This is a genomic window from Streptomyces sp. NBC_00435 (assembly GCF_036014235.1).
Lineage (GTDB): Bacteria > Actinomycetota > Actinomycetes > Streptomycetales > Streptomycetaceae > Streptomyces.
Map to the genome: position 1 here is coordinate 7,367,069 of NZ_CP107924.1, position 26,405 is coordinate 7,393,473.

Below are 26,405 nucleotides of genomic sequence, written 5' to 3' on the forward strand. Positions count from 1 at the left end.
AGCGCATGACATCCACGCTGGGCGGCTGTACGCCCTGGCCCGAGGAGTTCACCGACCGCTACTGGGCGGCCGGGCACTGGCGCGGCACGTCGCTGGACAATCTGCTGCGCGGCTGGGCCCTGCAGTTCGGACCGCGGACCGCGCTCGTGCACGGCGGCACCCGTCTCACGTACGCGGCCCTGAACCGGCGCATCGACCGCATGGCCGCCGGGTTCCGGCTGCGCGGCCTGCGGCGCGGGCAACGGGTCGTCGTCCAGCTGCCGAACGTTCCCGAGTTCGTCGTCACCGTGTTCGCGCTGATGCGCGCCGGGGTGGTCCCCGTGCTCTGCCCGGTCTCGCACCGCGCGCCCGAGATGTCCCGCGTCGTGCGGGTCGCCCAGGCCACCGGCTACGTCGGCCCCTCGGTGTACCAGGGCTTCGACCACACGGCGATGGCCGCCGGCATCGCGGCCGAAGGGCCTTTCCTGCGGCGGGTGTTCCCCTTCGAGGCGCCGGGCACCTCCTCCCCGTACGGCGGTTTCACGACCGACACGTCGGGCTGCCACTACTTCCCGCTGGGCTCGCTCGACTCCCCGCCCGAGCCGGCGCTCGCGCAGCGCGCCGACCAGGTGGCGTTCTTCCTGCTCTCGGACCTCGGCGCCGCCGACGGCACCGCCGAGGTCCCCGGGCTCGTTCCGCGCACCCACAACGACTACGCCTACCAGATGCGGGCCACCGCCGAGTTGGTGTCGCTCACCGGGGACGACGTGTACCTCGCCGCGCTGCCCGCCGGGTCAGCCTTCGCCCTCGGCTGCCCCGGCATCCTCGGCACCCTCTCCGTCGGCGGCACCGTGGTCCTGCTGGAGGACCCGGGGGCTACCGAGTGCCTGGAGACCATCGAGCGGGAGCGGGTCACCATCACCTCGGTGGTGCCCGCCCTCGCCCGGCTCTGGCTCGATGAACTCCCCGCGGCCCGGGCGGACGTGAGCAGTCTGCGTCTCGTGCAGATCGGCGGGGAACCCGCGCGGCACGCGCTGGCCGAACGGATCGGTTCCGCGCTGGACTGCCGTCCGCAGCAGGTCTTCGCCATGCCCGAGGGGCCGCTGGTGCTGACCCGTCCCGCCGATCCGGACCCGGCCGCGCTCACCACGCACGGCCGCCCGCTCTCGCCCGACGACGAGATCCGCGTCGTCGACTCCGACGGCAGGGAGGTGGCCGACGGGGACCCGGGCGAGCTCCTCGTCCGCGGCCCGTCCACCCCGCGGGGCTACTACCGGGAGCCGGGCCACAACGCCCGTTCCTTCACCCCCGACGGCTACTTCCGCACCGGCCGGCTCGTCCGACGCACCCCTGACGGCAACCTGTCGGTGACCGGACCGGCGCTCCGGCCGGGCTCCCGGACCGCGGTCGCTGACGGCCGCCCAGGGGCGGACGGGTAGGAGGCTCCGCTCCGTACGCCCGGCCCCGTCCCGACCCCGGCCCCCGCCCGGCGTCGGCGGGTGTCCGCCGGTCACGACCGGCGCAGTGCGGAGCGGCCCGCGTAGCGCGCGGCGTCGCCCAATTCCTCCTCGATCCTGATGAGTTGGTTGTACTTCGCCGTGCGGTCGGAGCGCGAGAGCGAGCCGGTCTTGATCTGGCCGCAGCCGGTCGCCACCGCCAGATCCGCGATGGTGGTGTCCTCGGTCTCCCCCGACCGGTGCGACATGACGGCGGTCCAGCCCGCCTGGTGGGCCGTGGCCACCGCGGCCAGCGCCTCGGTCAGGGTCCCGATCTGGTTGACCTTGACCAGGACCGAGTTGCCGACGCCGGTACGGATGCCCTCGCGCAGCAGCGTCTCGTTGGTGCAGAACACGTCGTCGCCGGTGAGCTGGCAGCGGTCGCCGACGCGGGCGGTCAGCTCGCGCCAGCCGTCCAGGTCGTTCTCCGCCATCGGGTCCTCGATGGAGAGGACCGGGTAGGCGTCGATGAGCTTGGCCAGGTAGTCGGCGTTCTCGGAAGGGGTGCGGCGCACGCCCTCGCCGGCGTAGTCGTAGACCCCGTCGCGGAAGAACTCCGACGACGCCGGGTCCATGATCAGGCCGATGTCCGTGCCGGGGCGGTAGCCGGTGCGCTCGATGGCGGCCATCACGAAGTCGAGGGCCTCCTCGGCGGTCCGCAGCGCGGGCGCGAAGCCGCCTTCGTCACCGACGCCCGTGGAGTGCCCGGCGTCCAGCAGATCGCGGCGCAGGGTGTGGAAGACCTCGCTGCCCATGCGGACGGCTTCGGCGAAGGTGTCCGCGCCCACGGGCGCGATCATGAACTCCTGGAAATCCAGCGGATTGTCGGCGTGCGCGCCGCCGTTGACGATGTTCATCATCGGCAGCGGCAGGAGGTGGGCGTCGGCGCCGCCGAGGTAGCGGTAGAGGGGCTGGCGGTGGGCCGCCGCGGCGGCCTTGGCGGTGGCGAGGGAGACGCCGAGGATCGCGTTGGCGCCGAGCCGGGACTTCGTGGCGGTGCCGTCGAGGGCGATCAGCGCGGCGTCGAGACCCGCCTGGTCCACCGCGTCCCGGCCGCGCACGGACGCCGCGATCTCCCCGTTGACGTGGGCCACCGCGCGGTCGACACCCTTGCCGTGCCAGCGTGCGGGGTCCCCGTCGCGCAGTTCCACGGCCTCCCGGGCACCGGTGGAGGCGCCTGAGGGGGCGGCCGCGCGCCCGAGGGACCCGTCCGTCAGGACCACGTCGACCTCGACCGTGGGGTTGCCCCGGCTGTCGATGATCCGGCGGGCGGTGACGGTTTCGATGGTGGCGTCGACGGTTCCGACCGCCTTTGCGGACACCTCTGCGGACATGGGAGGTCCTTCCCGTTGTCGTATGCCGCGGCCCCGGCTGCGACAACGCTGGCGCTGAGCCCGACAAGCCAAACCCTACAGCAATGCTGCTCAGTTTCGCTGTGCAGTATTGCTGCACAGCATTGCTGTGCAGGTCAGGTGTACAGCAATGCTGTCCAACGGGGTAAAGTGCCCTATGCCCACCTCGGAAGCCGCCGCCATCGCCACCGAACTGCGCACCGCGATGGGCAAGCTCACCCGGCGCGTCAAACACGAGGACAACATCCCGCTGGGTCAGGCCGCCGTACTCGGCGCACTCGACCGCAATGGCGCCATGACCACCAGTGACTTGGCCGCCGATCAGCGCGTACGCCCCCAGTCGATGGCCCGGGCGGTGGGGCTGCTCATGGGGCAGGACCTGATCACACGCCGGGCGCACCCCACCGACGGCCGCAAGTCACTGGTCGAGCTGTCGGAGGCGGGCCTGGCCGCGCTCGAAGCGGAGCGCGGCCGGCGGGCCGGCTGGCTCGCGCAGGCCATCGAAGCCGAACTCACCGACGGGGAGAGGGAGTTGCTGGCGCGCAGCGCCGCCCTGATGGAGCGGCTCGCCGGGCGCTGAGGGGCCATTCCGGTACCGCTCGGGCGGCTGCGTCCAAGGGCTAAGCCCCGGTCGTCGGCGTGTTCTTCACGGCGGCCACCAGTGGGGCCAGCTCCGGCGTGCGCGCGGCCTCGTCCAGGGCCTCGCTCAGGGCGGTGTCGTTGGTGGGGCGGGCCTCGGTCAGGAGGGTCAGGCCGGCCTGACTGACGTCGGTGTAGATGCCCCGGCGGTCGGTGTCGCAGAGGTAGCGGCTCAGCAGTCCGCGGTCCTCCAGTCGGCTGACCAGCCGGGTCGTCGCGCTCTGGCTGAGCACCACCGCGTCCGCGACCTGGTGCATGCGCAGGTGGCCGCCGGGGCCGCTGTGCTGGCGGCTGAGGACGTCGAGCAAGGAGTACTCGCGCACGCTCAGGCCGTGTCCTGACTGGAGCGCGCGCTCGATGTGCGTCTCGATCCGCCCGTGCAGGAGGGAGAGGGCGCACCAGCCCTGGGCGAGGGCGGTGAGTGCGCTGTCCGTGGCCGTCATTGGTCCTCCTCCAGGGCGTTTGACTCCAGGATAGGGCACGTCTGCAATTGCCCGCGCTTGCAAATATACCGCGTCTGCAATTAATGTGGACGCAGGCAACCCGCTGCGGCAACCCAATGCCTCCAGGTCGCCACCCCCGTACGAGGCGCGCCCCCCGCGCCCCCCCGCCGACCCCGCGTCCCCCTCCGGGCGCCGATCGCGCAGCACCACCCGCACCCTCCCCTGAAGGGCACCCCCCTCATGCCTCTCGCTCTCCTCGCACTCGCCATCGGCGCTTTCGGGATCGGCACCACCGAGTTCGTGATCATGGGCCTGCTCCCCGAGGTCGCCGGCACCTACGGCGTCTCCATCCCCGCCGCCGGCTTCCTGGTCACCGGCTACGCCCTCGGCGTGGTCCTCGGCGCGCCGCTGATGACCGTCCTCGGCACCCGGATCCCGCGCAAGCGGATGCTGATGCTGCTCATGGGCCTGTTCATCGTGGGCAACGTGCTCTCCGCGCTCGCCCCCGCCTTCGGGATCATGCTCGCCGGACGCGTCGTCGCCTCGCTCGCCCACGGCGCCTTCTTCGGGATCGGAGCCGTCGTCGCCGCCGAACTCGTCGCCCCCGAGAAGAAGGCCGGGGCCATCGCCATGATGTTCACCGGCCTCACCGTGGCCAACGTCGTCGGAGTCCCGCTCGGCACCCTGGTCGGCCAGCACCTCGGCTGGCGCGTCACCTTCCTGATCGTCGCCTCGCTCGGCCTCCTCGGCCTGCTCGGCATCGCGCGGCTCGTCCCCGACCTGCCCCGCCCCGAGGGCGTACGCATCCGCCACGAGCTGGCCGCCTTCCGCAACGTCCAGGTGCTCCTGGCGATGGGGATGACCGTCCTCGGCTTCGGCGGGGTCTTCGCCGCCATCACCTACATCACGCCGATGATGACCGGCGTCGCCGGGTTCGCCGACACCTCGGTCACCTGGCTGCTCGTCCTCCTCGGCCTCGGCATGGTCGCGGGCAACCTGGTCGGCGGCCGCTTCGCCGACCGGGCGCTGATGCCGATGTTGTACACGTCCCTGGGCGCGCTGGCCGTCGTCCTGGCAGCCTTCACCCTCACCGCCCACACCAAGGCAGGCGCCGCCGTCACCATCTTCCTCATCGGCGCCCTCGGCTTCGCCACCGTGCCGCCGCTGCAGAAGCGCGTCCTCGACCAGGCGGCGGGCGCCCCCACCCTGGCCTCCGCCGTGAACATCGGCGCCTTCAACCTCGGCAACGCCCTCGCCGCCTGGCTCGGCGGACTCGTCATCGCCGCCGGGCTCGGCTGGACCGCACCGAACTGGGTCGGCGCGGCGCTGGCCGCCTCCGCCCTGCTCCTCGCCGTCGCCTCCGGCGCGCTGGAACGGCGTACGGGAACCCGCGCGGGCGACGCGGACGGCAGCCGGGTCGTCGCCGCCGGGGCCCCGGCGCCACCGGCGGCCGTCCCCGCCCACCACTGATCCACCACCCCACCATCCCCACCGCTACCACCTCACAGGAGAGCCTCCTCATGTCCAGCGCCACCACCCCCCGCACCGCCGTCGCCCCCCTGACCACCACGGACGCCGAGGCGCTCGTCGCCGCCGCCACGGCCGCCGCCGACGTGGCCGGGGTCGCGGTCAGCGTGAGCGTCCTCGACGCGGGCGGCCACCTGCTGGCTTTCCGGCGAGATGACCGGGCCGTCCTGATCTCCGGCGAGACCAGCACCCGCAAGGCCTTCACGGCGCTCCAGCTGGACGCCCCGACCGCCGACCTGGTGGATGCCGTCCAGCCCGGCGGGCCCTTCCACACCCTGCCCACCGCCCTCGACCGCCCGCTGCTGTTCATCGCGGGCGGGCTCCCGGTCCGCCGTGCCGGCCGGCTCATCGGGGCCATCGGCGTCGGCGGTGGCGCGCCCGCCCAGGACCACGGATTCGCCGGGACCGCGCTCGGCGTCCTGGACTGACCTGCCCGGCCCGACCCGCCCGCCCGGGTCGCGCACCCGTGCCCCCCGTGCCAGGTTGGTACGGGGGAAAGGTGCATGATGCGGCAGACGAAGCAGTACCGGCGGAGCCACCTCCTCGCGACGGCCGTTGCCGCCGTGCTGGTCTCCCTTGTCACCGTCCCGGGCTGCGCGGCCGGTACGGCCGCCCCGGACGGCTCCCGGGCCGCCCCCACCTCGGCGCCCCCGGCCGCCAGCCCGTCCACCCCGTCCGCCGCCCCCTCGCCGACGCCCTCCTACCCGCTGTCCAGCGCCCCGCGCACCGTCCCGGCCGTACGGGAACACGTACCGGCCCGCGGCCCCGGCTGGCGGCCCGGCCCCGGGGCGCGGGTCGTCGTACCACCGGCCGACAGCGCGGCCCTGGCCGACGAGGGCAGACTGCTGGCCGGTGAACTGCGCATGGGATTCGCCGAGACCGACGCGCCGCGCCCCGGGGACGTGCAGCTCGCCCTCGGGGCCAAAACCTCCGGCGCACCCGAGTCGTACACCCTCACCGTGCGCGACGGCCAGGTCCGGATCACCGGCCCCGACCAGGCCGGGGTGTTCTACGGCACCCGCACCCTCAAACAGGAGGTGAGCGGCGGCGGTTCGGCCCCCGAGGGCACGGTCCGCGACGCACCGGCCAAGCCGCAGCGCGGACTGAACCTCGACATCGCCCGCAAGTACTTCACCCCGGCCTGGATCGAGGACCGGCTTCGCGAGATGGCCGACCTGAAGCTGAACCAGCTCGGCCTGCACTTCTCCGACGACCAGGCCTTCCGGATCGAGTCCGACACCCACCCCGAGATCGTCTCCACCCCCCACCTCACCAAGGCGCAGGTGCGCGAGATCACGGCACTCGCCGCCCGCCTGCACATCGCGGTCGTACCCGAGATCGACTCACCGGGCCACCTCGGAGCGGTCCTGCGCGCGTACCCGGAGCTGCAACTGCGGGACTCCCAGGGGCGGGCGGTCAAGGGCGCCGTGGACATAGCGAACCCGGCGGCCGCGAAACTCGTGGACCAGCTCCTGCGCGAGTACCTGCCGCTGTTCCCCGGCGCGATCTGGAACCTCGGCGCGGACGAGTACCAGGCACTCGTCTACAAGGACCCGCAGACCTCCTTCCCGCAGCTCGCGGCCGCCGCCCGGCAGCGCTACGGTCCCACCGCACGGGTCCAGGACCTGACGACGGGCTGGCTGAACGACCGTGCGGACGTGGTCCGTTCGGCGCGTCGGCAGCCGGCCGCATGGAACGACGGCTTCTTCACCGGCGGGGTCGTCCAGCCCGCGAAGGACATCCAGGTCGAGTACTGGACGGGCAAGGAGGGCGGGGCCCGGCCGCCGCTGGAGTACCTGCGCGAGGGCCGCGACGTGGTCAACCTCAACGACGAGTACCTCTACTACGTGCTGGGGCAGCCCAACCAGTTCACGTACCCCGACGGCCGGCGCATCTACGAGCAGTGGACCCCATTGGTGCTGCGCGGCACGGCGGCGGTGCCCGCGCGGTACGCGGACCGGATCCTGGGTGCGCGCCTCGCCGTCTGGTGCGATCTGGCCGGATCACAGACCCAGGCCCAGGTGGCGGCGGGCATCAGGCTTCCGCTGGCGGCCCTGTCCCAGAAGGTCTGGGACTCCCGGACCCCGGCCCTCGGCTGGCCGGCCTTCAAGGCCTTGGCCGACCGTCTGTAGCCGGCCCCGCCCGCCATCGGTGCGTCCGGCGAATTCCACTGGCCGGACGAGGGGCCGTCTTGCTTGGATGCGGAGATGAACAGTGAACTGCCCTCGCCCGAAGACCACGAGATCTCCACCGACCCCGGCCGGCTCGACCGGACGCTGATCCACCGTTGGCTGTCCGAGGACGCCTACTGGGCTCTGGGGCGGAGCCGGGAGAAGCAGGATGCCGCGATCGACGGATCGCTCAACTACGGGGTCTACGAGCGCCTCTCCGGCAGGCAGGTGGCCTACGCCCGCGTGGTGACCGACCTGGCCACCTTCGCCTGGCTCTGCGACGTGTACGTGGACCCGGACGCGCGGGGCAAGGGGCTCGGCACGGCCCTGGCGGGGGCGGTGCGCGACCACCTCGCCCCGTACGGTCTGCGTCGGATCCTCCTGGCGACCGGGGACGCCCACGACGTCTACGCCAAGGTCGGCTTCGAGCCGCTCTCGGCCCCGGAGAAGTGGATGGCCCTCGGCCAGCAGTAGGTCGGTGGCGGAGGTCGGGTCCGGCGTACGCCTACCAGATGGAGCCGACCCACTCCGGGTGGTCGATGAACGGGTTCCGGTTGTGCTGGTAGGTGTCGTATATGACCTGGTTGCGGCGCTGCTCGAAGGCGTCCGGCGGGTCCTGCAGGTTCCACTGCTTCAGGACGCCGATCCGGCCGATGGCGGACGCGCTGCCGTTGTTGACCTTGTCGTTCACTTCCAGGTCGGCGAAGCCGTCGCCGCCGTCGTAGCGCACGGCCATGTAGAGCAGCATGCGCGCGACGTCACCCTTGACCGCGTCCCGCGGCTCGAAGGAGTCGGAGTCGGTGAAGCTGCCGGGGGCCTCGGCGACCGGGCTGCCGCCCTTGTCGAAGTCCTTGTTCCCGCGGGTGCTGTTGACGGTGACGTCCTCGGGCCTGAGGTGGTGCAGGTCGGTGCCCGGGCCGGTGGCGGTGCCGAAGTCGCCGTGGCTCTTGGCCCAGACGTGCTCGCGGTTCCAGTCGTTGACGCCGCCGCCGTTGGTGGACTTGGACTGGGAGCGGCCCGAGTAGACCAGGATGACGTTGTTGGGGTTCGCCGGGTCCTGGTCGGTGACCTTCAGGGCGTTCCACACGCCTTCGTACGTCACCTTGGACTGGGTCTTGATGATGTTGTGCAGCGCCGTCTTGAGCGCGGCGCCGGTCTTGCCCTCGGCCGAGGCGTAGTAGGTGTCGACGGCGGACGTGGCGTAGGCGGAGGACGACGAGCGCACAGCGGATGCCGAGGACGCCTGCGCCGCGGACGGGAGCAGCAGCAGTGACGCCGCCGCGCAGCCGGCCGCCCAGGGAGTGAGGCGGGAGATTCTCATGACGTGGGGGTACCTCTCCACACGCACCGCTCCCGCCCGGGGAATTGGCGGGGCATCAGGTGGCAGAGCGAGGTTCACATTGTCATGTGCCGTACAGGTGAAAAGCATGTGTCGGGAGCCCGGACTCTCTACGCGCGTCGTGTGGGTGATTGGCGCGGGAATCCCTTGGCAGAACCCGGCGGCGCGTGCACGGTAGCGGAGGCCACACCGTGAACAGCCCTACCAGGAGCAGCCCATGGCAGTGAAGATCCTCATCGTGACCGGCGACGCGGCGGAGTCGCTGGAGGTCCTCTACCCCTACCAGCGCCTGCGCGAGGAAGGCTACGAGGTCCACATCGCGGCGCCGGCGGTGAAGAAGCTCCGGTTCGTCGTGCACGACTTCGAGGAGGGCTTCGACACCTACACCGAGAAGCCCGGCTACACCTGGCCCGCCGACATCGCCTTCGCCGATGTGGACCCGGGGGAGTACGCGGCGCTGGTCGTACCCGGTGGGCGCGCCCCGGAGTACCTGCGCAACGACCCCGAGGTGCGGCGGATCCTGGCCGCCTTCGCCGGCTCCGACAAGCCGATCGCGCAGATCTGCCACGGCCCGCTGATCACCGCCGCGGCCGGCGCGCTCGGCGGTCGCCGGGTCACCGCCTATCCGGCGCTGGAGCTCGACATGAAGGCCGCCGGGGCCGAGTTCGAGGACTCCGAGGCCGTGGTCGACGGCACGCTGGTGTCGGCCCGCGCGTGGCCCGACCACTCGGCGTGGATGCGGGAGTTCCTGACCGTCCTGCGCGGCAAGGCGCCGCTGGCCTGATCCGGACCCCTTGCCCTCCTCCTCGCCCTCCTCGCCGCCGGCCGACGGCCGTCCGGGGAGGGTGAGGTTCCCCGTCCCTTTGTGAAAGATCCTGACGGGGCACTGCCGGGAAGCGATCGGTGTGATGTGGTGTGCGGGTCAACACGTCCGGTTCGCACGGTAGTTGAGAGGGACATCCATGTCTGGAACCTTAGGGCGACGCGGATTCATCGGTGCGGCAGCGGCCCTGGGAGGCGCCGCGGTCGTCGGTGCCGGAGCCCCGCTCGCCCAGGCGCAGACCGCCCGACCGCCCCGGCCCGACGCGATCGCCACCCCGGCGGGCTTCCAGCCCGAGGGGATCGCCGTCTCCGCGCGCGGCACGGCCTACACGGGCTCGCTGATCGACGGCTCCATCTACCGCTTCGACCTCGCCACCGGCGCGGGCCGGATCATCACCCGGGGCGAGGGCCCGATGTCGGCCGGCCTCAAGACCGACTCCCGCGGGCGCCTGCTGGTCGCCGGCGGCGCCAGCGGGCAGATCCGCGTGATCGACGCCGGGGACGGGCGGGTCCTGGCCAACCACCAGGCCGCGACGGGCACGGCCTTCGTCAACGACGTCGTCGTCGGCTGCGGCGGCGCCTGGTTCACCGACTCCTTCGCGGACGTCCTGTACTTCCTGCCGGCCGGCCGCGAGCTCACCGGCGCCGGCGCCGCCCCCCGCGCGCTGCGGCTCGGCGGCGAGTGGGCCCCGGTCCCGCCCGGCGGCGAGTACTGGGGCGCCAACGGCATCGAGCGGACCCCCGACGGCCAGGCCCTGCTGGTGGTGCACGACACCGCCGAGGCGCTGTTCCGCATCGACCCGCGGACCGGGGTCGCCAGCCGGACCGTGCTCGACGGCGGCGCGGTCGGCAACGGCGACGGGCTCGTGGTGCACGGGCGCACGCTGTACGTCGTACGCAACTGGGCCTATGCCGTGGACGTGTTCACCCTCAGCGGGGACGGCCGCCGGGCCCGCTTCGTCAAGCGGATCACCGACCCGCGCTTCGACGAGCCGACCACCGCGGCGGTCCACGGCGGCCGGCTGTACGTGGTCAACGCCCGCTTCGACGCCGACTGGTCGGACCCGGCCACCTCCTCGACGGTCGTCAGCTGCCCGTTGTGATGGCGGGGGCCGGCTCGTACTTGTAGTCCGCGCCGAAGTTCTTCTTCACGGCCGCTTCCCAGGAACCGTCCGCGACCATCTTGCGGATCGCCTCGTTGACCTTGCCCTGGAGCTCGGTGTTCCCCTTCTTCATGCCGATCCCGTAGTTCTCGCTGCTCAGGCTCAGCCCGATCAGCCGGAACTTGCCCTCGTTGCCCTTGCGGACGGTGTAGCCGGCCAGGATGGAGTTGTCCGTGGTCATGGCGTCGACCAGGTGGTCCTGAAGGGCGACGAGGCACTCGGAGTAGCCGGGGAGCTCCAGGAGGCTCGCCTTGGGGGCCAGGTTCTTCTTGACGTTCTCGGCCGAGGTCGAGCCGGTCACCGAGCAGAGCCTCTTGTTGTTGAGGTCCTCGGCCTTGGTGATGGTGGTGTCGTCGGCGCGGACCATCAGGTCCTGGTGCGCGAGGAAGTACGGGCCGGCGAAGTCGACCTTCTCCTTGCGCTTGTCGTTGATCGAGTAGCTGGCCGCGACGAATTGGACCTCGTTGTACTGGATGAGGAGCTCGCGGTCGTTGCTGTAGACCTGCTTGAAGGCGATCCGGTCCGGCTTGTAGCCGAGCTGCTTCGCGATGTACCGGGCCACGTCCACGTCGAAGCCGGTGAAGGTGCCGTCGGGCTCGCGCATGCCGACACCGGGCTGGTCGAACTTGATGCCGATGGCGAGGGTCCCCTTGGAATCGTCGTCACCGACGCACCCGGAGGCGGTCAGGACGAGCCCGATCACTGCGGCAACCGCGCCGGCCTTGGGAACCTTCATGCTGCACTCTTTTCTGGGGTACCCGGATCGCGGGTACGGGGGTGCGCGGGGTCGCGCGGGGCGCGCCCGGGGACTCGGCCGGGGCACGGGGAACCGCGGAGGCAGGTGGGCGCGTATATGAGGAAGCTAGGAACTCGCCGGGCACGGTGTCACGGGATCTGAGCAAAGCTTGAGGGTAACGATCCGGAACGGCGGCAGATCCTGCGGCGGATCCGGTCCTGTACGGGAGAGGAGCCGGTCGCGTGGCCGAGGGCGGGACGAGGGTCGAGGGAAACGCGCTGCTGCTGGGCGAGGGGGCGCGGGTCCGGTTCATGCGGACGCTGCGGCTGCCGGAGTCGGGTACGCACAATCTGCCCCCGGGTCTGGGGGAGTTTCCGCTGCGGCGGGTGGAGGACTATCCGGACACGGTGCCCGCGGACTGGCTCGCCAAGGGCGGGGTGATGCTCCCCGTGTACCTGCGCGAGGCGATGTGGCTCGCCTTCGGCGGGAGCCGGCAGCCCACCGCCCTCCAGGTCGGGGTCGGCAAGGTGTGCGCGGTCTCCGGCGAGCGGTGGACGGGCGCGCTCGGGCGCCGGCCGCAGAACTACCTCGTACTGCCGCGCCAGCCGTGGTTGGACGGGATCAACTCGGGCCGGGGCACGGTCCGCCAGTTCGTCGCCGTCCCGCTGGGGCTCGGCGCTACCGTGAGGGCCAGGTCACCGGCGAGGAGACCACGGGCGGCGTGCAGCTCCAGGCCTTCCCGCTCGGCGCGAAAGCACTGGCACGGTGGCGGGAGGAGGAGCGGGAGCGTACGGCCCGGCCCCGCCCCGGCGGTGGCTCGTACGGGGTCCTGCCTCCGGGCGCACCCGCGGGTGGCGGCTACGGAGCGGCTCCCGCGATGCCGATGGCCGCGGCGCCGGGCGGACCGGCGGGCGGACCCCCGATGGCGCCCCCGGGATCGGCCCCCGGTGGACCCTTGGGCGCGCTGGGCAGGTCGCGCGCCGGGGCCGCCCCGCAGGCGGCCCCGGCGATGGGGCTCGGAGTGGGCGGGGCCATGCGCCAGGAGGTGTACCGCGACGACCGGAAGCTGCGGGACTGGGCGGAGGAGCCGGCCGCGAGGGTCTTCGTACACCTGGTGACCCCGCCCGCGTGGCGCCGGATCACCGGTGAGGAGCCGCCGCCCTCCCCGGTGGACCGGGCCGCCTACACCAAGGCCGGGCTGCCGTGGTTCGACTACTACGACGAGGACGCCACCGACATCGCCCCCTCCGACGCCCTGAGCGGGGTGGAGCCGGTGGGCGAATGGCTCGGCACCGACGACACCCCCTGGGCAGAGCCCGCCCCCGGGCAGGTCACACCCCTGGGGAAGGCTCCCCGGCCGGGCAAGCCGGTCCAGGACGGGGACTGGTAGAAAACCGCAGGCCAGGGCGGGAACGGCTCGGTACGATCGCCGTCGGCAAGGCCGTAGCGCAGAGGTCGTCGCGCCAACGGAGCAGGCTGGAGGACGTCGGTTCGAATCCGACCGGCCTTGCCGGACCGCCGGGTGCTCCCGTACCCGGCGAGGAACGGGGGAGTGGTGAGCGCGCCGGGTCCGGTACAGCTGAAGGGCGGGTTCGCGCCCGCGGACCGTTCGACCTGGCAGCGGATCCGCCGCTACGCCGTGCCCGGCTGGATGATCGAGCGGGTGACCGCGCACCGGCTGGTCGGGGACTGGCGCTCCGCCTGCGAGGCGGCCGGCGTGGACGTCACCTTCGATCTGCCGGGGCTCGCGGACCGCTACGGTGCCGCGGTCGAGCGGGCGGTGGCGGACGACCTGCGCCACTTCGCGCCGGACCTGCTGCGCTGGCACCTGCCCAGAGTGCTCGGCGGCCATTCGACGATCACCCCCGACCTGCGGATCGTCCTCGCGCACTACGGCGAGGACGGGCGGGTGCCCCGCGCCGCCGGCGCCCCGGTCCTCTCGGTCACCACCAGTCCGCTCATCGGCGGCCCCCAGCGCCTGCGGCTGCACTGCGAGCCGCTCCCGGAGGCGGAACCGCACGACGTCTGGATCTTCCGCTTCACGGTGGAGGACTGGACGACCGCCCGCCCGTACTGGGACGCCCGCCACAGCGCCGGGCTGTACGAACAGCTGGGCGGCGGCCCGGGATCCGGCGCGCACCGGCGGTTGCCCTTCCTGCGCGCCGACGGGACCGCCCTGGACGCCGGTGAACTGCCCGCGCAGGACCCGGGGGCCGGCGACCCCGTGCGGCGGGCCGAGTGGACGGCGCTGCTGCACGCGCGCGAGGACGCGGCCGGGGCCTTCGACAGCGCGGGGATCGAGGTCGACCTGACGCCGCCGCGCCTGAAGCGGTTGTGGCCCGAGTCGGATCCGTGGGCCGATCTGCGGCGCATCCCCGGTGACCTGACCCGGATCGCCGCCGAAGCGTGGAGGCTCGCGCTGGCCGGCGCGGGTGACCGGCTGCGGATGGGCGGCGTGCTGGTCGAGCCGACCGGCCCCGTGCCCGAACCGCTCCGGACCGGCCGGGTACGGATCCGCCTGCTCGGGTACGACGAGGTGCGCACGGCGCCGCGGCTCCCGCTGCACGCCTGGCGGCGCCCGCCCGACCTGGAGATGCTGCGCCACGGTCTGACCACCCCGTCCGAACTGCACCCGCTGGTCCGGGCCGCCCTGTACCCGGACGCACCGCCGGCCGGCGGTCCGCCGGGCCCGGCCGCGCCGAAGCCCGTACGGGTGCGGTGCGGGGGCGAGTGGCACGAGGTCCGCTCGCGCGGCGGCGTCCTGGAGGTTCCGCACCCGGCCTCGGAGGGGGAGCCGGATCCGGAGCCGTCCGTGGAGGGCGCCGGGTGCTCCGCCGTCCGCCGGACCTGGGTCACGGGGTACGGGCGGCTGCCGCGTGGGCTGCGCGCCGAGCGGCAGGACCTGTTCCTGCGGGCCGCGCACGGGGACACCCCCGGGGTGGTGGCGCTCCTCGATGCGGGCGTCGACCCCCGGGTCCGCGACGGTTCGCGGCGCGGGCTGCTGCACGTACTGCCCGGGCTCGACCACGAGGTGCTGCTGCCGCGGCTGCTGGCGGCCGGGGCCGACCTGGAGGCCCGGGACGACCAGCGGCGCACCCCGCTGCAGCGGGCCGTCCACTGCGGCGGCTCCGTCGCGCTGGTGCGCGCGCTGCTCGAGGCCGGTGCGCGGATCGACGTGGTGGACTACAAGCAGCGGTCGCTCTCCCAGGTGATCCGGCTCTACCGGGGCGGGGACCTGGCCTTCCTCAGGCGTCGGCTGGACGAGGAGCATCCGGGCCTCGGCGCCATCGGCTGGGACATGTCGTGGGACCGACGGGTGGCGTGGGCCCGGCAGCTGATGGCGGACTGGCCGGGAACGTACGGTCGTTCGGTTCCGGTGGACGGACCCGTGACAGCATGGGAGGGCAACAGACGCTAGGAAGAGGGGGAGTTCGGTGAGCGGAGTACGCAAGGGCCTGGCCAAGGTGGAGATCGCGCTGAAGTGGGATCCCAGCCCGGCGGGCGCGCCCGTCCACGACCTCGACATACTGGCCGGGGTCTACGCCGCCGCCGATCCGTACGGGGAGCCCGTCCACCTCGTGCACTTCGGCAGCCGCTCCCCCGACGGCACCATCACGCTGAACCGGGACAGCCGGACCGGTCAGGGGCTCGGCTTCGACGAGGTCATGACCCTCGAACTCGACCGCATCGCCCCGGAGCTGACCCGTGTGGTGGTGGGCGTGATGATCCAGCAGCAGGCGGGCGAGGGCCCGACGCTGACCTTCGGCGACGTCGCGAGGACCGGGCTGCGCATCCGGGAGGGGTACACCGACCTCGCCGTGGACGACTTCGCGGGCGTCGCGACCGCGAGCGCCGTCACGATCGCGGAGTTCACCCGCGACGCCTCGGGCGTCTGGTCACTGGACCCGGAAGTACGGGGCTTCGACTCCGGCCCGGAGGAGTTCGCCCGGGCGATGGGCGCGGCCCGCGGCTGATCACCGTACGGGGCGGTCGGGCCGGTCGGCGTACGCGCGGGCCGGGCTGTCACCGTACGGGCCGGGCGGCGGGCACTCCGCGAGGGAGTGCCCGCCGCCCGGCCCGGTGGTGCGCTGCCACCGTCCCCACGAGGCAGCGCGGGCAGGTCGCCGTCCGGTCATCGGGAACGGCGGCCGGCCGGTTCAGGGGGTGTGCGCGGAGGCCTGCGGGGCCACGCCCAGCGCCGGCAGCAGGCAGGCGTCGACGAACCGTACGAGGTATTCGGAGTCGGCGTAGCGCCCCTCCAGCACGGGCCGGATCCGCAGCACGCCCATGAGCTGCGCCGGCAGGAACTCCACCGCCGGATGCCCCGATGAGATCTCGCCCCGCGCCACGGCCCGTTCCACGATGGCGTCGAACGCCGCCAACTCGGGCTCCACCAGCGCCTCGCGCAGGGCCGCCTTCAGCTCCTCGTCGCTGAGCACCGCCACTCCGAGGGCTTGCGTCAGGCGGGTGTCGCGCCCCGAGGTGCAGGCCGCGATCCTGGCCGCCTCGCGCAGGTCTCCCGCCAGGGTCCCGGTGTCCACCGCCGCCAGCGTCCCGCGCCGGTCCGCGCGCAGGGCGGCGGCGACGAGCTGCGGTTTGGTCTTCCACTGCCGGTAGAGCGTGGACTTGCCGCAGCTGGCCCGCGCGGCGATCTTCTCCATGGTCAGCGCCTCGTAGCCGTCCTCGCGCAGCTGCTCGAGGACGGCGTCGTAGAACTGCCGCTCCCGCTCCGGGGTGATCTTGGAGCGGCGCGCGGGGGCCGGGGCGGCTTCCGGCGTCGGCGACGTCATGGTGCGGCTCTCCTCGGTGCTGCTCGGGCGGGTCTCGGGGTGGGGGCCGGAAACGGGTCCCGGTGGGGTCCCGTCCGGTCCCGGTGGGGGTGCGCGGGCCCGGTATATCGGTCGCGCGGCAACGGCCTCCAATGAAAGTCTACGGGAACGCGAGCGTATCGGTACACGCTCGTATCGATACGCGAATGTATCGATACACTGGTGTGTCGATTGTGAGCCCGTGTACAGGAAGCGAGACCGGGGGATGACCTCCCACACCACACCCGCCGAGGCCGGCGCGGGGCCGGGCGGCCGCCGTCCCAGCCGCCGCCGTCTCATACGTGAGCTGCTGCTCGTCGCGGGTCTCTTCGCCGTCTACAAGTGCGGCCGCATGCTCTCCACCGGCCGCACGGACGAGGCCTTCCGCAACGCCGCCCGGGTCTGGGACGCCGAGCGCACCCTGCACCTGCCCGGCGAGGGCCCGGTCCAGAGCCTGCTCCTGCACAGCGACGCCCTGGTCCACACCGCGAACACCTACTACGCGGCCGTGCACTTCCCCGCCACCGTGCTCTTCCTGGTCTGGCTCTACGTACGCCGTCCCACGCACTACCTCTGGACCCGCCGCGTCCTCGCGGTCCTCACCGGCGCGGCCCTCGTCCTCCACCTGGCCTTCCCCCTCGCGCCGCCGCGGATGCTGGGCGCCGCCCACCTCATCGACACCGGCCAGGTCTACGGTCCGACCGTCTACGGGGCCGCTCCGGCCGCCGACACCATGGCCAACCAGTTCGCCGCGATGCCCTCACTGCACTTCGGCTGGGCCCTGATGCTGGCCCTCGGCATGATCGCCGCCACCTCCTCCCGGTGGCGCTTCCTGTGGCTGCTGCACCCGCTGGTCACCCTGCTCGTGGTCGTCGGCACGGCCAACCACTACTGGCTCGACGCCATCGTCGCGACGCTGCTGCTCGGGGCCGCCCTGCTGCTGGTTCCGCGTCCGGCCGTCCGCTCGGTCGTCGCCGCGCGGAGCGTGCCCGGTCAGCGCCGGCCCGGCCCGTCCACCACGGCCGCGGGAGCCCCGGGTCCCGCGGGAACGGTCGACGCCGCGGCGCCCGCGGTGAACGCCGGGACCGCGGAAGTCGTAGGAGCGGTCCGGTGAGCGCCACCCTCCTCGCCGTCCTGCTCTGCCTCGCCGCGGCCGTCACCTACGCGGCCGCCGCCGTCGCCCAGGAACGCCTCGCCCGCCGTGCGGTCGCCCGCAGCGCCGCGGCGCTGCTCGGCAACGGAGCCTGGTGGTGGTCGGCCGGCCTGAACGCCGCCGCCGCCCTCCTGCACGCCGCCGCCCTGCGCTACGGACCGCTCACCCTGGTCCAGCCGCTCGGCGCGCTCACCCTCGTCGCCGCCGTCCCACTGGGCGCCCACGGCGCCGGGCGCAAGGTCGTGGCCACCGAATGGCGCGGCACCCTGGCCACCGTCGCAGGCCTCGGTCTGCTCCTGCTGCCCGCCTCCGGCCCGGCCCCCGACGAAACCCTCACCCTGGCCGAGGCCCTCGCGGTCTCCGCGGCGACGGCGGCCGTGATCGTGCTGCTGACCGTACGAACGGACGCGCGCTCGGGTCTGCGCCACGCGACGGCGTCCGGACTGGCCTCCGCGGCCGCCTCCGCCCTGACCCAGACCGTCGCCGTGGCGGGCGGCCGCGGCGGGGCGCTGCTCAGCTTCCGGGTCGTGTCGGTGGCCCTGCTCGTCGTGGTCTTCGCGGTCGGCGGGATGCTGCTGTCCCAGCGGGCCTACCGGGGCGGCCTCGGTGCCCCGCTCGCGGTGGTCAACCTCACCAACCCGCTGGCCGCCGCCGCGATCGGCATGGTGCTGCTCGGCGAACGCATCCAGGGCGGGGCGCTCGGAGTCCTGCTGGCGCTGGCGGGCGCGCTCGCGGCGGCCCGGGGCGTGCTGCTGCTCACGCGGACCCCGCAGCAGACGGCGGCCGCCGCATCCCAGCCCGCCGCATCCCAGCCTGCCGCATCTCCGGCCGCCGCATCTCCGCTCGTCGCATCCCCGGCCACCGCTTCACCGGCCGCGCCGATGGCCGGTGTGGCAGCATGATCCGTATGGCTGCCGACGACGGTTCGTTCCTCTCGCTCCGCTCCAAGGACTCGATCCTCTCCTTCGGCTCGGTGGGCTCGGTCCTCTCCATCGGTTCCGTGGGCTCGGCCCTCTCCATCGGTTCGGTCGGCAGCGTGCTGTCGCTCGGCTCGATCGGCTCGGCCCTGTCGGCCGCCTCGGCGGGATCCTGGCTGAGCGCGGGCTCGGTGCTCTCCGCCCAGTCGACGCTGTCGGTACTGTCCTGGCGCTCCCGCGGCGGATTCCTGGCGGCGGGCGCGGCGGCCGCCGTCGTGCTGGTCACCGCCGGCGCCGTCCGTACCCGGCGCGGCTGAGAACCGTTTCGGCTGTTCGCGCGTCCTTGCCTGTGAGACGGAAGCGGACACCGCGCGCACCCGCGCGCACACCGAAGCGGAGTGAACAGGCATGGGCATCATCGGCTGGATCATCCTTGGACTGCTCGCGGGCGGAATCGCCAAGGTCCTGCTGCCCGGCCGGGACCCCGGCGGCCTGATCGGTACCACCCTCATCGGCATCGCCGGCGCCTTCATCGGCGGCTGGCTCTCGGCGAAATTCCTGGGCCGGTCGATCCAGAACGACTTCTTCGACCTCGCGACCTGGGGCTCCGCCATCGCGGGCTCCCTGGTGCTGCTCGTCGCCTACCGGCTCCTGTTCGGCAACTCCCGCAACTGACCGGCGGCCCCGGACCGTCCATCCCCGGGACCACCTGCACCGCCGTCGGCGCCGGCGCCTACGATGACCGGCCATGGAGAGCAGTGAGGCCGGCAGACGGTTGATCGACGGGCGTTTCGAACTGGTGGGGCCCCTGGGCAGTGGCGGGATGGGGACGGTGTGGCGTGCCCGGGACATCGCGCTGCACCGGGACGTAGCGCTCAAGGAGGTGCGGCCGCCCGACCCGGCCACCGCCGCCGCCCAGCCCGACCTCGCCGTCCAGCTGCGCGAGCGGGCGGTCCGCGAAGCCCGGGCCCTCGCCCGCCTCGCGCATCCGAACGTGGTCACGATCCACCACATCGTGGAGCCCGCGGAAGGCTCCGGCGGCCATCCGTGGATCGTGATGGAGCTGGTCGGCGGCGGTTCCCTGCACGACCGCCTGGCCGACGGGCCGATGCCGGTGGCCGACGTCCTGAGGCTCGGCCTCGACGTGCTCTCGGCGCTGCGCGCCGCCCACGCGGAGGGGGTGCTGCACCGGGACGTGAAACCGGCCAACGTCCTCCTGAGGCCCGACGGCTCCGCGGTGCTCACGGACTTCGGGATCGCTGCGCTGCACGGTTCCACCGCGCTGACCTCGACGGGCGTGCTGATCGGGTCACCGGAGTACATCGCGCCCGAGCGGGCCCGCGGTGAGGAGGGACTGGCCGCCTCCGACCTGTGGTCGCTCGGCATGCTGCTGTACGTGGCCTCGGAGGGGGTGCACCCGCTGCGCCGGGCCACCAGCCTGGCCACCGTGGTCGCGGTGCTCGACGAGCCGATCCCGGCGACGGTACGGTCCGGGCCGCTGGGGCCCGTACTGGAACGGCTGCTGGTACGGGACCTCGCCGCGCGGCCCGGCGCCGAGGAGTTGGAAGCGCTGCTCCGGAGTGCGAGCAGTGCTCTCGGAGGGTCCACCCCGGTGGTACCCCTGGTCGCCCTCGGGAACTTCGGCCCCGTGACCCCGGGACCCGGGTCGGTCCCCGCCTTGCCGACCGCCGCCCCCACGCCGTTCGTTCCGGGTGCCGGCAACCCGTACTCGTCGACCGTGCCCGTGCCCGCTCCCGTACCGTCAGGCCCGCGCCGCCGCCGTCCGGCGCTGCTCGCCGGGCTCCTCGCGGTGGTCCTGGCCGCCGGAGTGGCCGGCTTCGTGCACTGGATGCCCGACGGGAACGCCGGCACCGACACCGGCGCGGGCAGTGGTACGGGCGGTGGTGCGAAGTCCTCCGTCACCCCGTCGGTGTCCACCCCGGTCTCCCCGGCCCAGGGCAGCCCCGTGGCATCCACCCCCACCCCGAAGGCGAGCACGCCGAAGACCGCCCCGCCCAAGGGCAGCCTGATCGACCCGGCCGGGATCCGTACCGCCGTCGAGGCGCTCAAGGAGCAGGCGGGGACCACCACCTTCGTCAACATGCGGGTCTACGACGAGTACGTGCTCGCCGACATCCCCACCGCCCCCGGGGCCAGGACCGTCGACGCCTGGCAGTACCGGGGCGGCGCGGCCAAGCGCACCGGCCCGGCCGGACTCGTGAAGGAGGGGGACGAGCTCATGGACATGGCCGCGATCGACTGGGACCGCCTTCCCGCCCTGATGGACCAGGCCAAGCAGGAGCTCGCCGTCGCGATCCCGAGCTCGCGCTACCTCAACGTCTCCCCCTGGTCCGGCGGCCCGGCGATCCGCCCGTACATCAGCGACCCGTACGGTCAGGGCGGCTACGTCCTCGCGGACACCGACTTCAAGATCAAGAAGGTCTACAAGAGCTGAGGTCCACGACAACGGACCGCGCCCGGCCGGCCGGCCGCCCGTCCGCCCGGCGCGGGCGCCGGCACGTACACGAACGCGGACACCTACGCTGACACGTACGCGTACGCACGAAGCGGAGAACCGACACACCATGCCCAGCTGGCGCACCACGCTCACGACCGCCGGCATATCCGGCACCCGGCTCCGCGGCGACTACACCTACGCGGCCCGCAGGGTCCTGCGCCGGGAGCCCGCTCCCTACCTCGCCCTGCGCCTGCTCGCCGCGCCGCCCCTCGTGCCCTGGCTGGCGGCCGGACTCGCCTTCATGAACCGGGTCGACGACGTCGCCGAGACGGGAACCCCGGATCAGCGGGCGGCGGCTCTCGCGGAACTGGGCACCGAGGTGCGCCGGGCGTTGGAGACCGGGGAGAGCCCCGACCCGCTGCTGCGCGCCTACGCCCACGCCGTCGCCTCCCGCGGCCTGCCCGCCGAGTGGGTCTTCCGGTTCCTCGACGGCGCGGCCACCGCTGAGGCGGTCTTCGACGGCTTCGCCTCCGAGGCGGAGTTCCAGGCGTACCTCGACGCCTACGCCTGGCCCGGGGTGCTGGTCTTCACCGGCCTGCAGTACGAGGGTGGTCCCGACGCCGGACAGGCCGCCGGCTGGAGGCGGTTCGTGGACGCCGCCCAGCGGGTCGACTTCCTCGCCGACCTCGCCGGGGACCTCTCGGAGGGCCGGCTCTGCATTCCGCGCGCCCGCCTCGCCGAGCACTCCGTGACCCGGGCCGACCTCGAACAGGCCCGGGACACCCCGGCCGTAAGGGAGCTGCTGGCCGCTGAGTGCGGGCGGGCCCGTGCCGCGCTCGCCGCCGGGCAGGACATCGTGGACCTCACCGCACCGGGGCTGCGGGCGGTCGCCTCGACGATGACGGAACTCATGGGGCACCAGCTCACGGCAGTGGAGCGGGCCGGGGCCGGCGCCCTGCGCAAGGACGTCGGCTACGGCTTCGCGGCGCCGCTGCGCACCCTGGCACGTGCCCGGGTGCGCGGGCCGCGTACCGCCGTCCGGCAGTGACATTCGTACGGCCGGAGTCCGTACACGCGGCTCTGCCGGGGCCCCGGCCCCGTCCGTAGCGTGGAGGACATGACGCAGACGACGACAGGAACGGGAACAGGAACAGGAACGGGAACGGGAACAGGAACGGGAACAGGAACGGCGGCGGGATCGACAACGGGAACGGAGGCGACGGACACGCCGCGCCGGGCGACCGGGCCAGTGCCACCCGCGGTGCCACCCGCGGTGAGCTTCCGGCACACCGCCAAGTCCTTCGGCCCCGTCCACGCCGTGGCCGGTCTGGACCTCGACATCCACCGCGGGGAGACGGTCGCCCTGCTCGGCCGCAACGGGGCCGGAAAGTCCACCGCCATCAGCCTGTTGCTCGGGCTGGACGAGCCCGACGCGGGCAGCGTGCGCCTCTTCGGCGAGAGCCCCGGGCGGGCGGTGCGCTCGGGCCGGGTCGGCGCGATGCTCCAGGAGGGGCGCGCCGTACCGCGGCTCACCGTGCGGGAGCTCGTCGCCTTCGTCGCCCGGACCTACCCCGCCCCGATGCCCGTCGCCGAGGCCCTGGGCCTGGCCGGGCTCACGGACCTGGCCGGCCGCCGTGCCGACCGGCTCTCCGGCGGCCAGGCCCAGCGCGTCCGCTTCGCGGTGGCCCTCGCGGGGAACCCGGAGCTGATCGTCCTCGACGAGCCGACCGCGGCCCTCGACGTGGAGGCCCGGCGCGCGTTCTGGGTGTCCATGCGGGCGTACGCCCGGCGCGGCAACACCGTCCTGTTCTCCACGCACTACCTGGAGGAGGCCGAGGCCCACGCCGACCGCATCGTGGTCGTGGACCGGGGCCGGGTCGTCGCCGACGACAGCGGTGAGGGGCTCAGGCGCGCCGCCGGCGGCTCCCTGGTCGCCTTCGACCTGGCCGGGCTGCCCACCGAGGGACTGGCCGGGCTGCCGGGGGTGGTCGCCGTAGAGGTGCGCGGGGAGCGCGCGAGACTGCGTACCCGGGACCCCGATGCCACCGTCGTCGCCCTCGTCGGCCGGGGGGCCGTGCGCAACCTGGAGGTCACGGGGGCCTCGCTCGAAGACGCCTTCCTCGCCCTGACCGGATCCACGGCCGCCGCGGAGAGTGCCAGGTGATCGTCGCCGCGTACGTCCGGCTCGAAGTGCGCCGCGCGCTGCGCGACACCGGATTCGTCTACTTCGGCATCGGCATGCCGGTGGTGATGTACCTGCTCTTCACCAACCTCGGCGCCAACGTCCCCGAGTGGAGGACCGCCTCCATGGTCGCGATGGCCGCCTACGGGGCCCTGGGTTCAGCCCTCTCGACCGGCACCGGCATCGCGGAGGACAAGGGCGCCGGCTGGCTGCGCCAGCTCCGCGTCACCCCGATGACCCCGCGCCAGGTGGTGACCGGCCGGGCGCTGACCGGCTCGGTGATCGTGCTGCCCGCCATCGCCGCCGTCCTCGCGGCGGGCGCGCTCGTCAACGGGGTCCGCCTCGGGGCCTGGCAGTGGGCGGCCGTCGCGCTCGCGCTCTGGCTCGGCGCCCTGCCCTTCACCCTGCTGGGCATGGGCAACGGCTACCGGCTCTCCGCCCAGACCACCGGCCTCGTCAACGTCGCCTGCAACCTGCTGCTCTCCGTCGTCGGCGGCCTCTGGTTCCCGGTCGAGCTGTTCCCGCACTGGCTGCGGACCCTCTCCGCCCTCACCCCGACCCACCGCTTCGCGGAGATCGGGCAGTCCCTCGCGGCGGGCGCGGCTCCCGGTGCCGCGGCGGCGGCCGTGATCGGTGGATGGGCCCTGCTGTTCGGCGCGTACGCGGTCCTCTCGTACCGCCGGTCGGCGAGGACGGTGTAGAAGATGGATGCGGAACACGCGGCGGAACGGGGCACGGGCATGGGTGTGGGCACGGACATGGGCACGGACCCGGCCCCGGGCGGCCACCCCCGTGGCCGTCCCGGCGGCGGGCGGAGCGAAGGGGAGCAGCGGAGGTTCGGCCCGCGCGGACTGAACGGCGGGCTCACCCTGCTGCCCTGGCTCCTGATGGGCATGGGGGCCTTCTCCAACATCCTCCAGGGCCGGACCCCCAACCCGCTGGTCGGGGGCGCCGGTCTGCTGATCTTCAACTCCCTCTACATCAGCGTGGTGTTCCGCGCCTTCGACAAGTGCAAGCGGGAGGCCGCGAGCACCCGCTGGAGCCTCGTCGTGATGGGCCTGGTGACCTGCGGACTGGCTCTCGGCTACGGCGGCAGCTGGCTGCTGTTCTTCCCCCTGCTGGGCCTCGCCACCGGGGCGGTGCTGCGGGGCCGCCCGCTCGGGGCGGCCGTGCTCGGTCTCAGCGTCGTGGGCGGCGCGATCGCCGTGTACCAGGACGGGTGGGGGGCGGTCGGCATCATCTACGGGACGTTCCTGTCCGGCATGGTCACCGCGGCCATCCTCGCCCTGTCGGAAACGGTGCGGGAGCTGCGCGAGACCCGGCAGGAGCTGGCCCGGGCGGCCGTGGAACAGGAGCGGCTGCGCTTCTCGCGGGACCTGCACGATCTGCTCGGGCACACCCTGTCCGTGATCGTCGTGAAGTCGGAAGCGGCCCGCCGGCTCGCGCCCCGCGACATGGACGCGGCGCTCGCACAGGTCGCCGACATCGAATCGGTCGGCCGGCAGGCCCTCGTCGAGATCCGGGAGGCCGTCACCGGCTACCGGGAGGCCAGCCTGGCGGGCGAACTCGACCGGGCCCGCGGTGTCCTGACCGCCGCCGGGATCGAGCCCGTCGTACGGCAGTCCGGGCCGCCGCTGGCGCCGCGGACCGCGGCGCTGCTGGGGTGGGTGGTGCGCGAGTCCGTGACCAACGTGATCCGGCACAGCGGTGCGACCGGCTGCGAGATCGAGGTGCGCGGCGCCGCCGGGCGGGTCCACCTGGTGATCACCGATGACGGGGCCGGCGGCGTAGGCTCGAGCGCGCCGGGCGACGGCCTGGCGGGCAGCGGTCTGACCGGTCTGACCGAGCGGCTCGCGGCGGCCGGCGGTACCCTCTCCAGCGGCCCGGCGCCGGGCCGTCGCGGATTCCGGGTCACCGCCGAACTCCCGGTGGACGAAGACCTCGTAGGGGCGGACGGGGACGGGGAAGGGGAAGGCAGATGATCAGGCTCCTGCTGGCCGAGGACCAAGGCATGATGCGCGGGGCCCTGGCCCTGCTGCTCGGGCTGGAGGAGGACATCGAGGTCGTGGCGCAGGTCGGCGCCGGGGACGAGATCGTGCCCGCCGCCCTGGCGACCCGCCCCGACGTGGCGCTGCTCGACATCGAGCTCCCCGGCCGCAGCGGGCTCGACGCGGCGGCGGACCTGCGCCGCCAGTGCCCCGGCTGCCGGGTGCTGATCCTGACCACGTTCGGCCGCCCCGGCTACCTGCGGCGGGCGATGGACGCGGGCGCCGCCGGCTTCCTGGTGAAGGACGGGCCGGTCGAGGAACTGGCGGCGGCCGTACGACGGGTGCTCGCGGGGGAGACCGTGATCGACCCCGCGCTCGCGGCCGCGGCCCTCAGCGCGGGCCCGAACCCGCTGACCCCGCGCGAGGTCGACGTCCTGACGGCCTCGGTCGACGGGGCCACCGTCGCCGACATCGCGGCGAAGATCCACCTGTCGGAGTCGACCGTACGGAACTACCTGTCCGCGGCGATCGGCAAGACCGGCACCCGCAACCGCATGGAAGCCGTCCGCGCTGCCCGCCGCCAGGGCTGGCTCTAGGACCGGCTTCAGGGGGCTTGCCCCTCCCCGGGCGGGGCGCGCCGCTCCCTAGGCGGTCTTGCGGCCGGAGCGGTGCTTGAAGCGGTCGGAGGCGCGGCGGCCGCGGGCCTCGAGGGGGAGCACTCCGGTGGCCGCGGCGAGTCCGTAGGGCGGCATGTCGGCGTAGATCGACTCGTACGACCCCTCGGGGACGACGTACGACTCGTGCCACAGGCCCACGTGCTGGCGGAGCTTGCCCGCGCGTTCCTTGCGGTTGATGATCGCCCAGGCCCGGTGGTGGAACATGTCCGGGGCCTTGGCGTACGCGTAGAGCTTCTCCTTGGACTCCCAGTACTGGACCACGTAGTACGTACGGGGCGAACCGGTGAGCAGGACGTGGCCGAGCAGTCCCCGGCTCTCGTCCCGGGCCAGCTCGCGGAGCATGCGGGGCATGGCCAGCAGGACCGGCACCCAGTGGTGCACCGCCCATAAGTGGTTGATGCGCATCCCGATCAGGAGTACGACGACGTCGCCCTCCGCGGCTGCGGTGGTGTGGCCCGGTATCGGCTTCGCTGACACTCTGTCTCCAGTCGCCTGGTTGGATAGCGGCACTGTCCATCCCTACAGGGTTGGATAGTGACACTCCCCAATGGAAGG

26 protein-coding genes and 2 pseudogenes are annotated in these 26,405 nt (G+C 73.4%); 22 read left to right on the forward strand and 6 right to left on the reverse strand.

Going from position 1 to position 26,405, the window contains the following annotated elements; genetic code table 11:
• Nucleotides 1-5: 5 nt before the first annotated feature.
• Nucleotides 6-1,418, forward strand: coding sequence for an AMP-binding protein (locus OG389_RS33185; protein ID WP_328302529.1), 1,413 nt, complete (start codon nucleotides 6-8; stop codon nucleotides 1,416-1,418).
• Nucleotides 1,419-1,489: 71 nt separating this feature from the next.
• On the opposite strand, the gene eno is transcribed toward OG389_RS33185, so the two are convergent.
• Nucleotides 1,490-2,809, reverse strand: a complete 1,320-nt coding sequence (gene eno, locus OG389_RS33190; RefSeq protein ID WP_328302531.1) for a phosphopyruvate hydratase — start codon at nucleotides 2,807-2,809, stop codon at nucleotides 1,490-1,492.
• 175 nt (nucleotides 2,810-2,984) lie between these two features.
• On the opposite strand from eno, the gene OG389_RS33195 reads away from it, so the two are divergent.
• Nucleotides 2,985-3,407: a MarR family winged helix-turn-helix transcriptional regulator gene (locus OG389_RS33195; RefSeq protein WP_328302533.1), complete on the forward strand. Its 423-nt coding sequence runs from the start codon at nucleotides 2,985-2,987 to the stop codon at nucleotides 3,405-3,407.
• Nucleotides 3,408-3,447: 40 nt separating this feature from the next.
• Here the strand turns inward: OG389_RS33195 and OG389_RS33200 are convergent, their stop codons facing one another.
• The gene (locus OG389_RS33200) at nucleotides 3,448-3,909 is read right to left on the reverse strand and encodes a MarR family winged helix-turn-helix transcriptional regulator (RefSeq protein WP_328302535.1); all 462 of its coding nucleotides are present in this window, start codon (nucleotides 3,907-3,909) and stop codon (nucleotides 3,448-3,450) included.
• A 240-nt stretch (nucleotides 3,910-4,149) separates the two neighbouring features.
• Here OG389_RS33200 and OG389_RS33205 point away from each other — a divergent pair, with 240 nt between their 5' ends.
• The 4 genes from OG389_RS33205 to OG389_RS33220 all read left to right on the forward strand — a co-directional run bounded on the left by OG389_RS33205 (nucleotide 4,150) and on the right by OG389_RS33220 (nucleotide 8,081).
• Nucleotides 4,150-5,379, forward strand: coding sequence for an MFS transporter (locus OG389_RS33205; protein ID WP_328302537.1), 1,230 nt, complete (start codon nucleotides 4,150-4,152; stop codon nucleotides 5,377-5,379).
• Nucleotides 5,380-5,429: 50 nt separating this feature from the next.
• Nucleotides 5,430-5,864 (forward strand): GlcG/HbpS family heme-binding protein, encoded by a 435-nt coding sequence (locus tag OG389_RS33210; protein ID WP_328302539.1) that lies wholly within the window; start codon nucleotides 5,430-5,432, stop codon nucleotides 5,862-5,864.
• A 75-nt stretch (nucleotides 5,865-5,939) separates the two neighbouring features.
• Nucleotides 5,940-7,568, forward strand: coding sequence for a beta-N-acetylhexosaminidase (locus OG389_RS33215; RefSeq protein WP_328302540.1), 1,629 nt, complete (start codon nucleotides 5,940-5,942; stop codon nucleotides 7,566-7,568).
• A gap of 75 nt (nucleotides 7,569-7,643) precedes the next feature.
• Entirely contained in the window at nucleotides 7,644-8,081 is a 438-nt protein-coding gene (locus OG389_RS33220) for a GNAT family N-acetyltransferase (RefSeq protein WP_328302541.1), read from the forward strand.
• Between the two features lie 31 nt (nucleotides 8,082-8,112).
• On the opposite strand, the gene OG389_RS33225 is transcribed toward OG389_RS33220, so the two are convergent.
• On the reverse strand, nucleotides 8,113-8,928 hold the full coding sequence (locus tag OG389_RS33225; RefSeq protein ID WP_328302543.1) for an endonuclease I family protein: 816 nt from the start codon (nucleotides 8,926-8,928) through the stop codon (nucleotides 8,113-8,115).
• Between the two features lie 235 nt (nucleotides 8,929-9,163).
• Between OG389_RS33225 and OG389_RS33230 the strand changes: the two genes are divergently transcribed.
• Nucleotides 9,164-9,730: a DJ-1/PfpI family protein gene (locus OG389_RS33230; RefSeq protein ID WP_328302544.1), complete on the forward strand. Its 567-nt coding sequence runs from the start codon at nucleotides 9,164-9,166 to the stop codon at nucleotides 9,728-9,730.
• 178 nt (nucleotides 9,731-9,908) lie between these two features.
• The gene (locus tag OG389_RS33235; RefSeq protein ID WP_328302546.1) at nucleotides 9,909-10,871 is read left to right on the forward strand and encodes an SMP-30/gluconolactonase/LRE family protein; all 963 of its coding nucleotides are present in this window, start codon (nucleotides 9,909-9,911) and stop codon (nucleotides 10,869-10,871) included.
• Here the strand turns inward: OG389_RS33235 and OG389_RS33240 are convergent.
• The gene (locus tag OG389_RS33240) at nucleotides 10,855-11,667 is read right to left on the reverse strand and encodes a glutamate ABC transporter substrate-binding protein (RefSeq protein ID WP_328302548.1); all 813 of its coding nucleotides are present in this window, start codon (nucleotides 11,665-11,667) and stop codon (nucleotides 10,855-10,857) included. The genes OG389_RS33235 and OG389_RS33240 overlap by 17 nt on opposite strands.
• Nucleotides 11,668-11,909: 242 nt before the next feature.
• On the opposite strand from OG389_RS33240, the pseudogene OG389_RS33245 reads away from it, so the two are divergent.
• From OG389_RS33245 to OG389_RS33260, 4 genes and pseudogenes are all read left to right on the forward strand, one after another.
• Nucleotides 11,910-13,057: pseudogene (locus tag OG389_RS33245) on the forward strand (hypothetical protein).
• Nucleotides 13,058-13,104: 47 nt separating this feature from the next.
• A pseudogene (locus OG389_RS33250) lies at nucleotides 13,105-13,177 on the forward strand.
• A 45-nt stretch (nucleotides 13,178-13,222) separates the two neighbouring features.
• Nucleotides 13,223-15,085 (forward strand): ankyrin repeat domain-containing protein, encoded by a 1,863-nt coding sequence (locus tag OG389_RS33255; RefSeq protein WP_328302550.1) that lies wholly within the window; start codon nucleotides 13,223-13,225, stop codon nucleotides 15,083-15,085.
• Between the two features lie 16 nt (nucleotides 15,086-15,101).
• Nucleotides 15,102-15,641 (forward strand): TerD family protein, encoded by a 540-nt coding sequence (locus OG389_RS33260; RefSeq protein ID WP_328302552.1) that lies wholly within the window; start codon nucleotides 15,102-15,104, stop codon nucleotides 15,639-15,641.
• 183 nt (nucleotides 15,642-15,824) lie between these two features.
• On the opposite strand, the gene OG389_RS33265 is transcribed toward OG389_RS33260, so the two are convergent.
• Nucleotides 15,825-16,457, reverse strand: a complete 633-nt coding sequence (locus tag OG389_RS33265; RefSeq protein ID WP_328302554.1) for a TetR/AcrR family transcriptional regulator — start codon at nucleotides 16,455-16,457, stop codon at nucleotides 15,825-15,827.
• Nucleotides 16,458-16,701: 244 nt separating this feature from the next.
• On the opposite strand from OG389_RS33265, the gene OG389_RS33270 reads away from it, so the two are divergent.
• The 10 genes from OG389_RS33270 to OG389_RS33315 all read left to right on the forward strand — a co-directional run bounded on the left by OG389_RS33270 (nucleotide 16,702) and on the right by OG389_RS33315 (nucleotide 25,769).
• Complete coding sequence (locus tag OG389_RS33270) at nucleotides 16,702-17,589, forward strand: phosphatase PAP2 family protein (protein WP_328302555.1); 888 nt, start codon at nucleotides 16,702-16,704, stop codon at nucleotides 17,587-17,589.
• Nucleotides 17,586-18,530, forward strand: a complete 945-nt coding sequence (locus OG389_RS33275; protein ID WP_328302557.1) for a hypothetical protein — start codon at nucleotides 17,586-17,588, stop codon at nucleotides 18,528-18,530. Before OG389_RS33270 ends, OG389_RS33275 begins: the two co-directional genes overlap by 4 nt.
• A 5-nt stretch (nucleotides 18,531-18,535) precedes the next feature.
• Nucleotides 18,536-18,862 (forward strand): hypothetical protein, encoded by a 327-nt coding sequence (locus tag OG389_RS33280; protein WP_328302559.1) that lies wholly within the window; start codon nucleotides 18,536-18,538, stop codon nucleotides 18,860-18,862.
• A gap of 91 nt (nucleotides 18,863-18,953) precedes the next feature.
• Entirely contained in the window at nucleotides 18,954-19,220 is a 267-nt protein-coding gene (locus OG389_RS33285) for a GlsB/YeaQ/YmgE family stress response membrane protein (RefSeq protein WP_328302561.1), read from the forward strand.
• A gap of 73 nt (nucleotides 19,221-19,293) precedes the next feature.
• Nucleotides 19,294-21,000 (forward strand): serine/threonine-protein kinase, encoded by a 1,707-nt coding sequence (locus OG389_RS33290; RefSeq protein WP_328302563.1) that lies wholly within the window; start codon nucleotides 19,294-19,296, stop codon nucleotides 20,998-21,000.
• 130 nt (nucleotides 21,001-21,130) lie between these two features.
• On the forward strand, nucleotides 21,131-22,051 hold the full coding sequence (locus tag OG389_RS33295) for a squalene/phytoene synthase family protein (RefSeq protein ID WP_328302564.1): 921 nt from the start codon (nucleotides 21,131-21,133) through the stop codon (nucleotides 22,049-22,051).
• 225 nt (nucleotides 22,052-22,276) lie between these two features.
• Complete coding sequence (locus OG389_RS33300) at nucleotides 22,277-23,167, forward strand: ABC transporter ATP-binding protein (RefSeq protein ID WP_328302566.1); 891 nt, start codon at nucleotides 22,277-22,279, stop codon at nucleotides 23,165-23,167.
• Complete coding sequence (locus tag OG389_RS33305) at nucleotides 23,167-23,886, forward strand: ABC transporter permease (RefSeq protein WP_328304290.1); 720 nt, start codon at nucleotides 23,167-23,169, stop codon at nucleotides 23,884-23,886. Before OG389_RS33300 ends, OG389_RS33305 begins: the two co-directional genes overlap by 1 nt.
• Before the next feature lie 57 nt (nucleotides 23,887-23,943).
• Nucleotides 23,944-25,167, forward strand: coding sequence for a sensor histidine kinase (locus tag OG389_RS33310; protein WP_443059484.1), 1,224 nt, complete (start codon nucleotides 23,944-23,946; stop codon nucleotides 25,165-25,167).
• The gene (locus tag OG389_RS33315; protein WP_328302570.1) at nucleotides 25,164-25,769 is read left to right on the forward strand and encodes a response regulator transcription factor; all 606 of its coding nucleotides are present in this window, start codon (nucleotides 25,164-25,166) and stop codon (nucleotides 25,767-25,769) included. Before OG389_RS33310 ends, OG389_RS33315 begins: the two co-directional genes overlap by 4 nt.
• A 48-nt stretch (nucleotides 25,770-25,817) precedes the next feature.
• On the opposite strand, the gene OG389_RS33320 is transcribed toward OG389_RS33315, so the two are convergent.
• Entirely contained in the window at nucleotides 25,818-26,327 is a 510-nt protein-coding gene (locus OG389_RS33320; protein WP_328302572.1) for a DUF4188 domain-containing protein, read from the reverse strand.
• Nucleotides 26,328-26,405: the final 78 nt, after the last annotated feature.

Coding starts and splice junctions, on each gene's coding strand:
- OG389_RS33185 (WP_328302529.1), top strand. CDS start 6: ATGACATCCACGCTGGGCGGCTGTACGCCCTGGCCCGAGGAGTTCACC.
- eno (WP_328302531.1), bottom strand. CDS start 2,809: ATGTCCGCAGAGGTGTCCGCAAAGGCGGTCGGAACCGTCGACGCCACC.
- OG389_RS33195 (WP_328302533.1), top strand. CDS start 2,985: ATGCCCACCTCGGAAGCCGCCGCCATCGCCACCGAACTGCGCACCGCG.
- OG389_RS33200 (WP_328302535.1), bottom strand. CDS start 3,909: ATGACGGCCACGGACAGCGCACTCACCGCCCTCGCCCAGGGCTGGTGC.
- OG389_RS33205 (WP_328302537.1), top strand. CDS start 4,150: ATGCCTCTCGCTCTCCTCGCACTCGCCATCGGCGCTTTCGGGATCGGC.
- OG389_RS33210 (WP_328302539.1), top strand. CDS start 5,430: ATGTCCAGCGCCACCACCCCCCGCACCGCCGTCGCCCCCCTGACCACC.
- OG389_RS33215 (WP_328302540.1), top strand. CDS start 5,940: ATGATGCGGCAGACGAAGCAGTACCGGCGGAGCCACCTCCTCGCGACG.
- OG389_RS33220 (WP_328302541.1), top strand. CDS start 7,644: ATGAACAGTGAACTGCCCTCGCCCGAAGACCACGAGATCTCCACCGAC.
- OG389_RS33225 (WP_328302543.1), bottom strand. CDS start 8,928: ATGAGAATCTCCCGCCTCACTCCCTGGGCGGCCGGCTGCGCGGCGGCG.
- OG389_RS33230 (WP_328302544.1), top strand. CDS start 9,164: ATGGCAGTGAAGATCCTCATCGTGACCGGCGACGCGGCGGAGTCGCTG.
- OG389_RS33235 (WP_328302546.1), top strand. CDS start 9,909: ATGTCTGGAACCTTAGGGCGACGCGGATTCATCGGTGCGGCAGCGGCC.
- OG389_RS33240 (WP_328302548.1), bottom strand. CDS start 11,667: ATGAAGGTTCCCAAGGCCGGCGCGGTTGCCGCAGTGATCGGGCTCGTC.
- OG389_RS33265 (WP_328302554.1), bottom strand. CDS start 16,457: ATGACGTCGCCGACGCCGGAAGCCGCCCCGGCCCCCGCGCGCCGCTCC.
- OG389_RS33270 (WP_328302555.1), top strand. CDS start 16,702: ATGACCTCCCACACCACACCCGCCGAGGCCGGCGCGGGGCCGGGCGGC.
- OG389_RS33280 (WP_328302559.1), top strand. CDS start 18,536: ATGGCTGCCGACGACGGTTCGTTCCTCTCGCTCCGCTCCAAGGACTCG.
- OG389_RS33285 (WP_328302561.1), top strand. CDS start 18,954: ATGGGCATCATCGGCTGGATCATCCTTGGACTGCTCGCGGGCGGAATC.
- OG389_RS33290 (WP_328302563.1), top strand. CDS start 19,294: ATGGAGAGCAGTGAGGCCGGCAGACGGTTGATCGACGGGCGTTTCGAA.
- OG389_RS33295 (WP_328302564.1), top strand. CDS start 21,131: ATGCCCAGCTGGCGCACCACGCTCACGACCGCCGGCATATCCGGCACC.
- OG389_RS33310 (WP_443059484.1), top strand. CDS start 23,944: ATGGGCACGGACCCGGCCCCGGGCGGCCACCCCCGTGGCCGTCCCGGC.
- OG389_RS33315 (WP_328302570.1), top strand. CDS start 25,164: ATGATCAGGCTCCTGCTGGCCGAGGACCAAGGCATGATGCGCGGGGCC.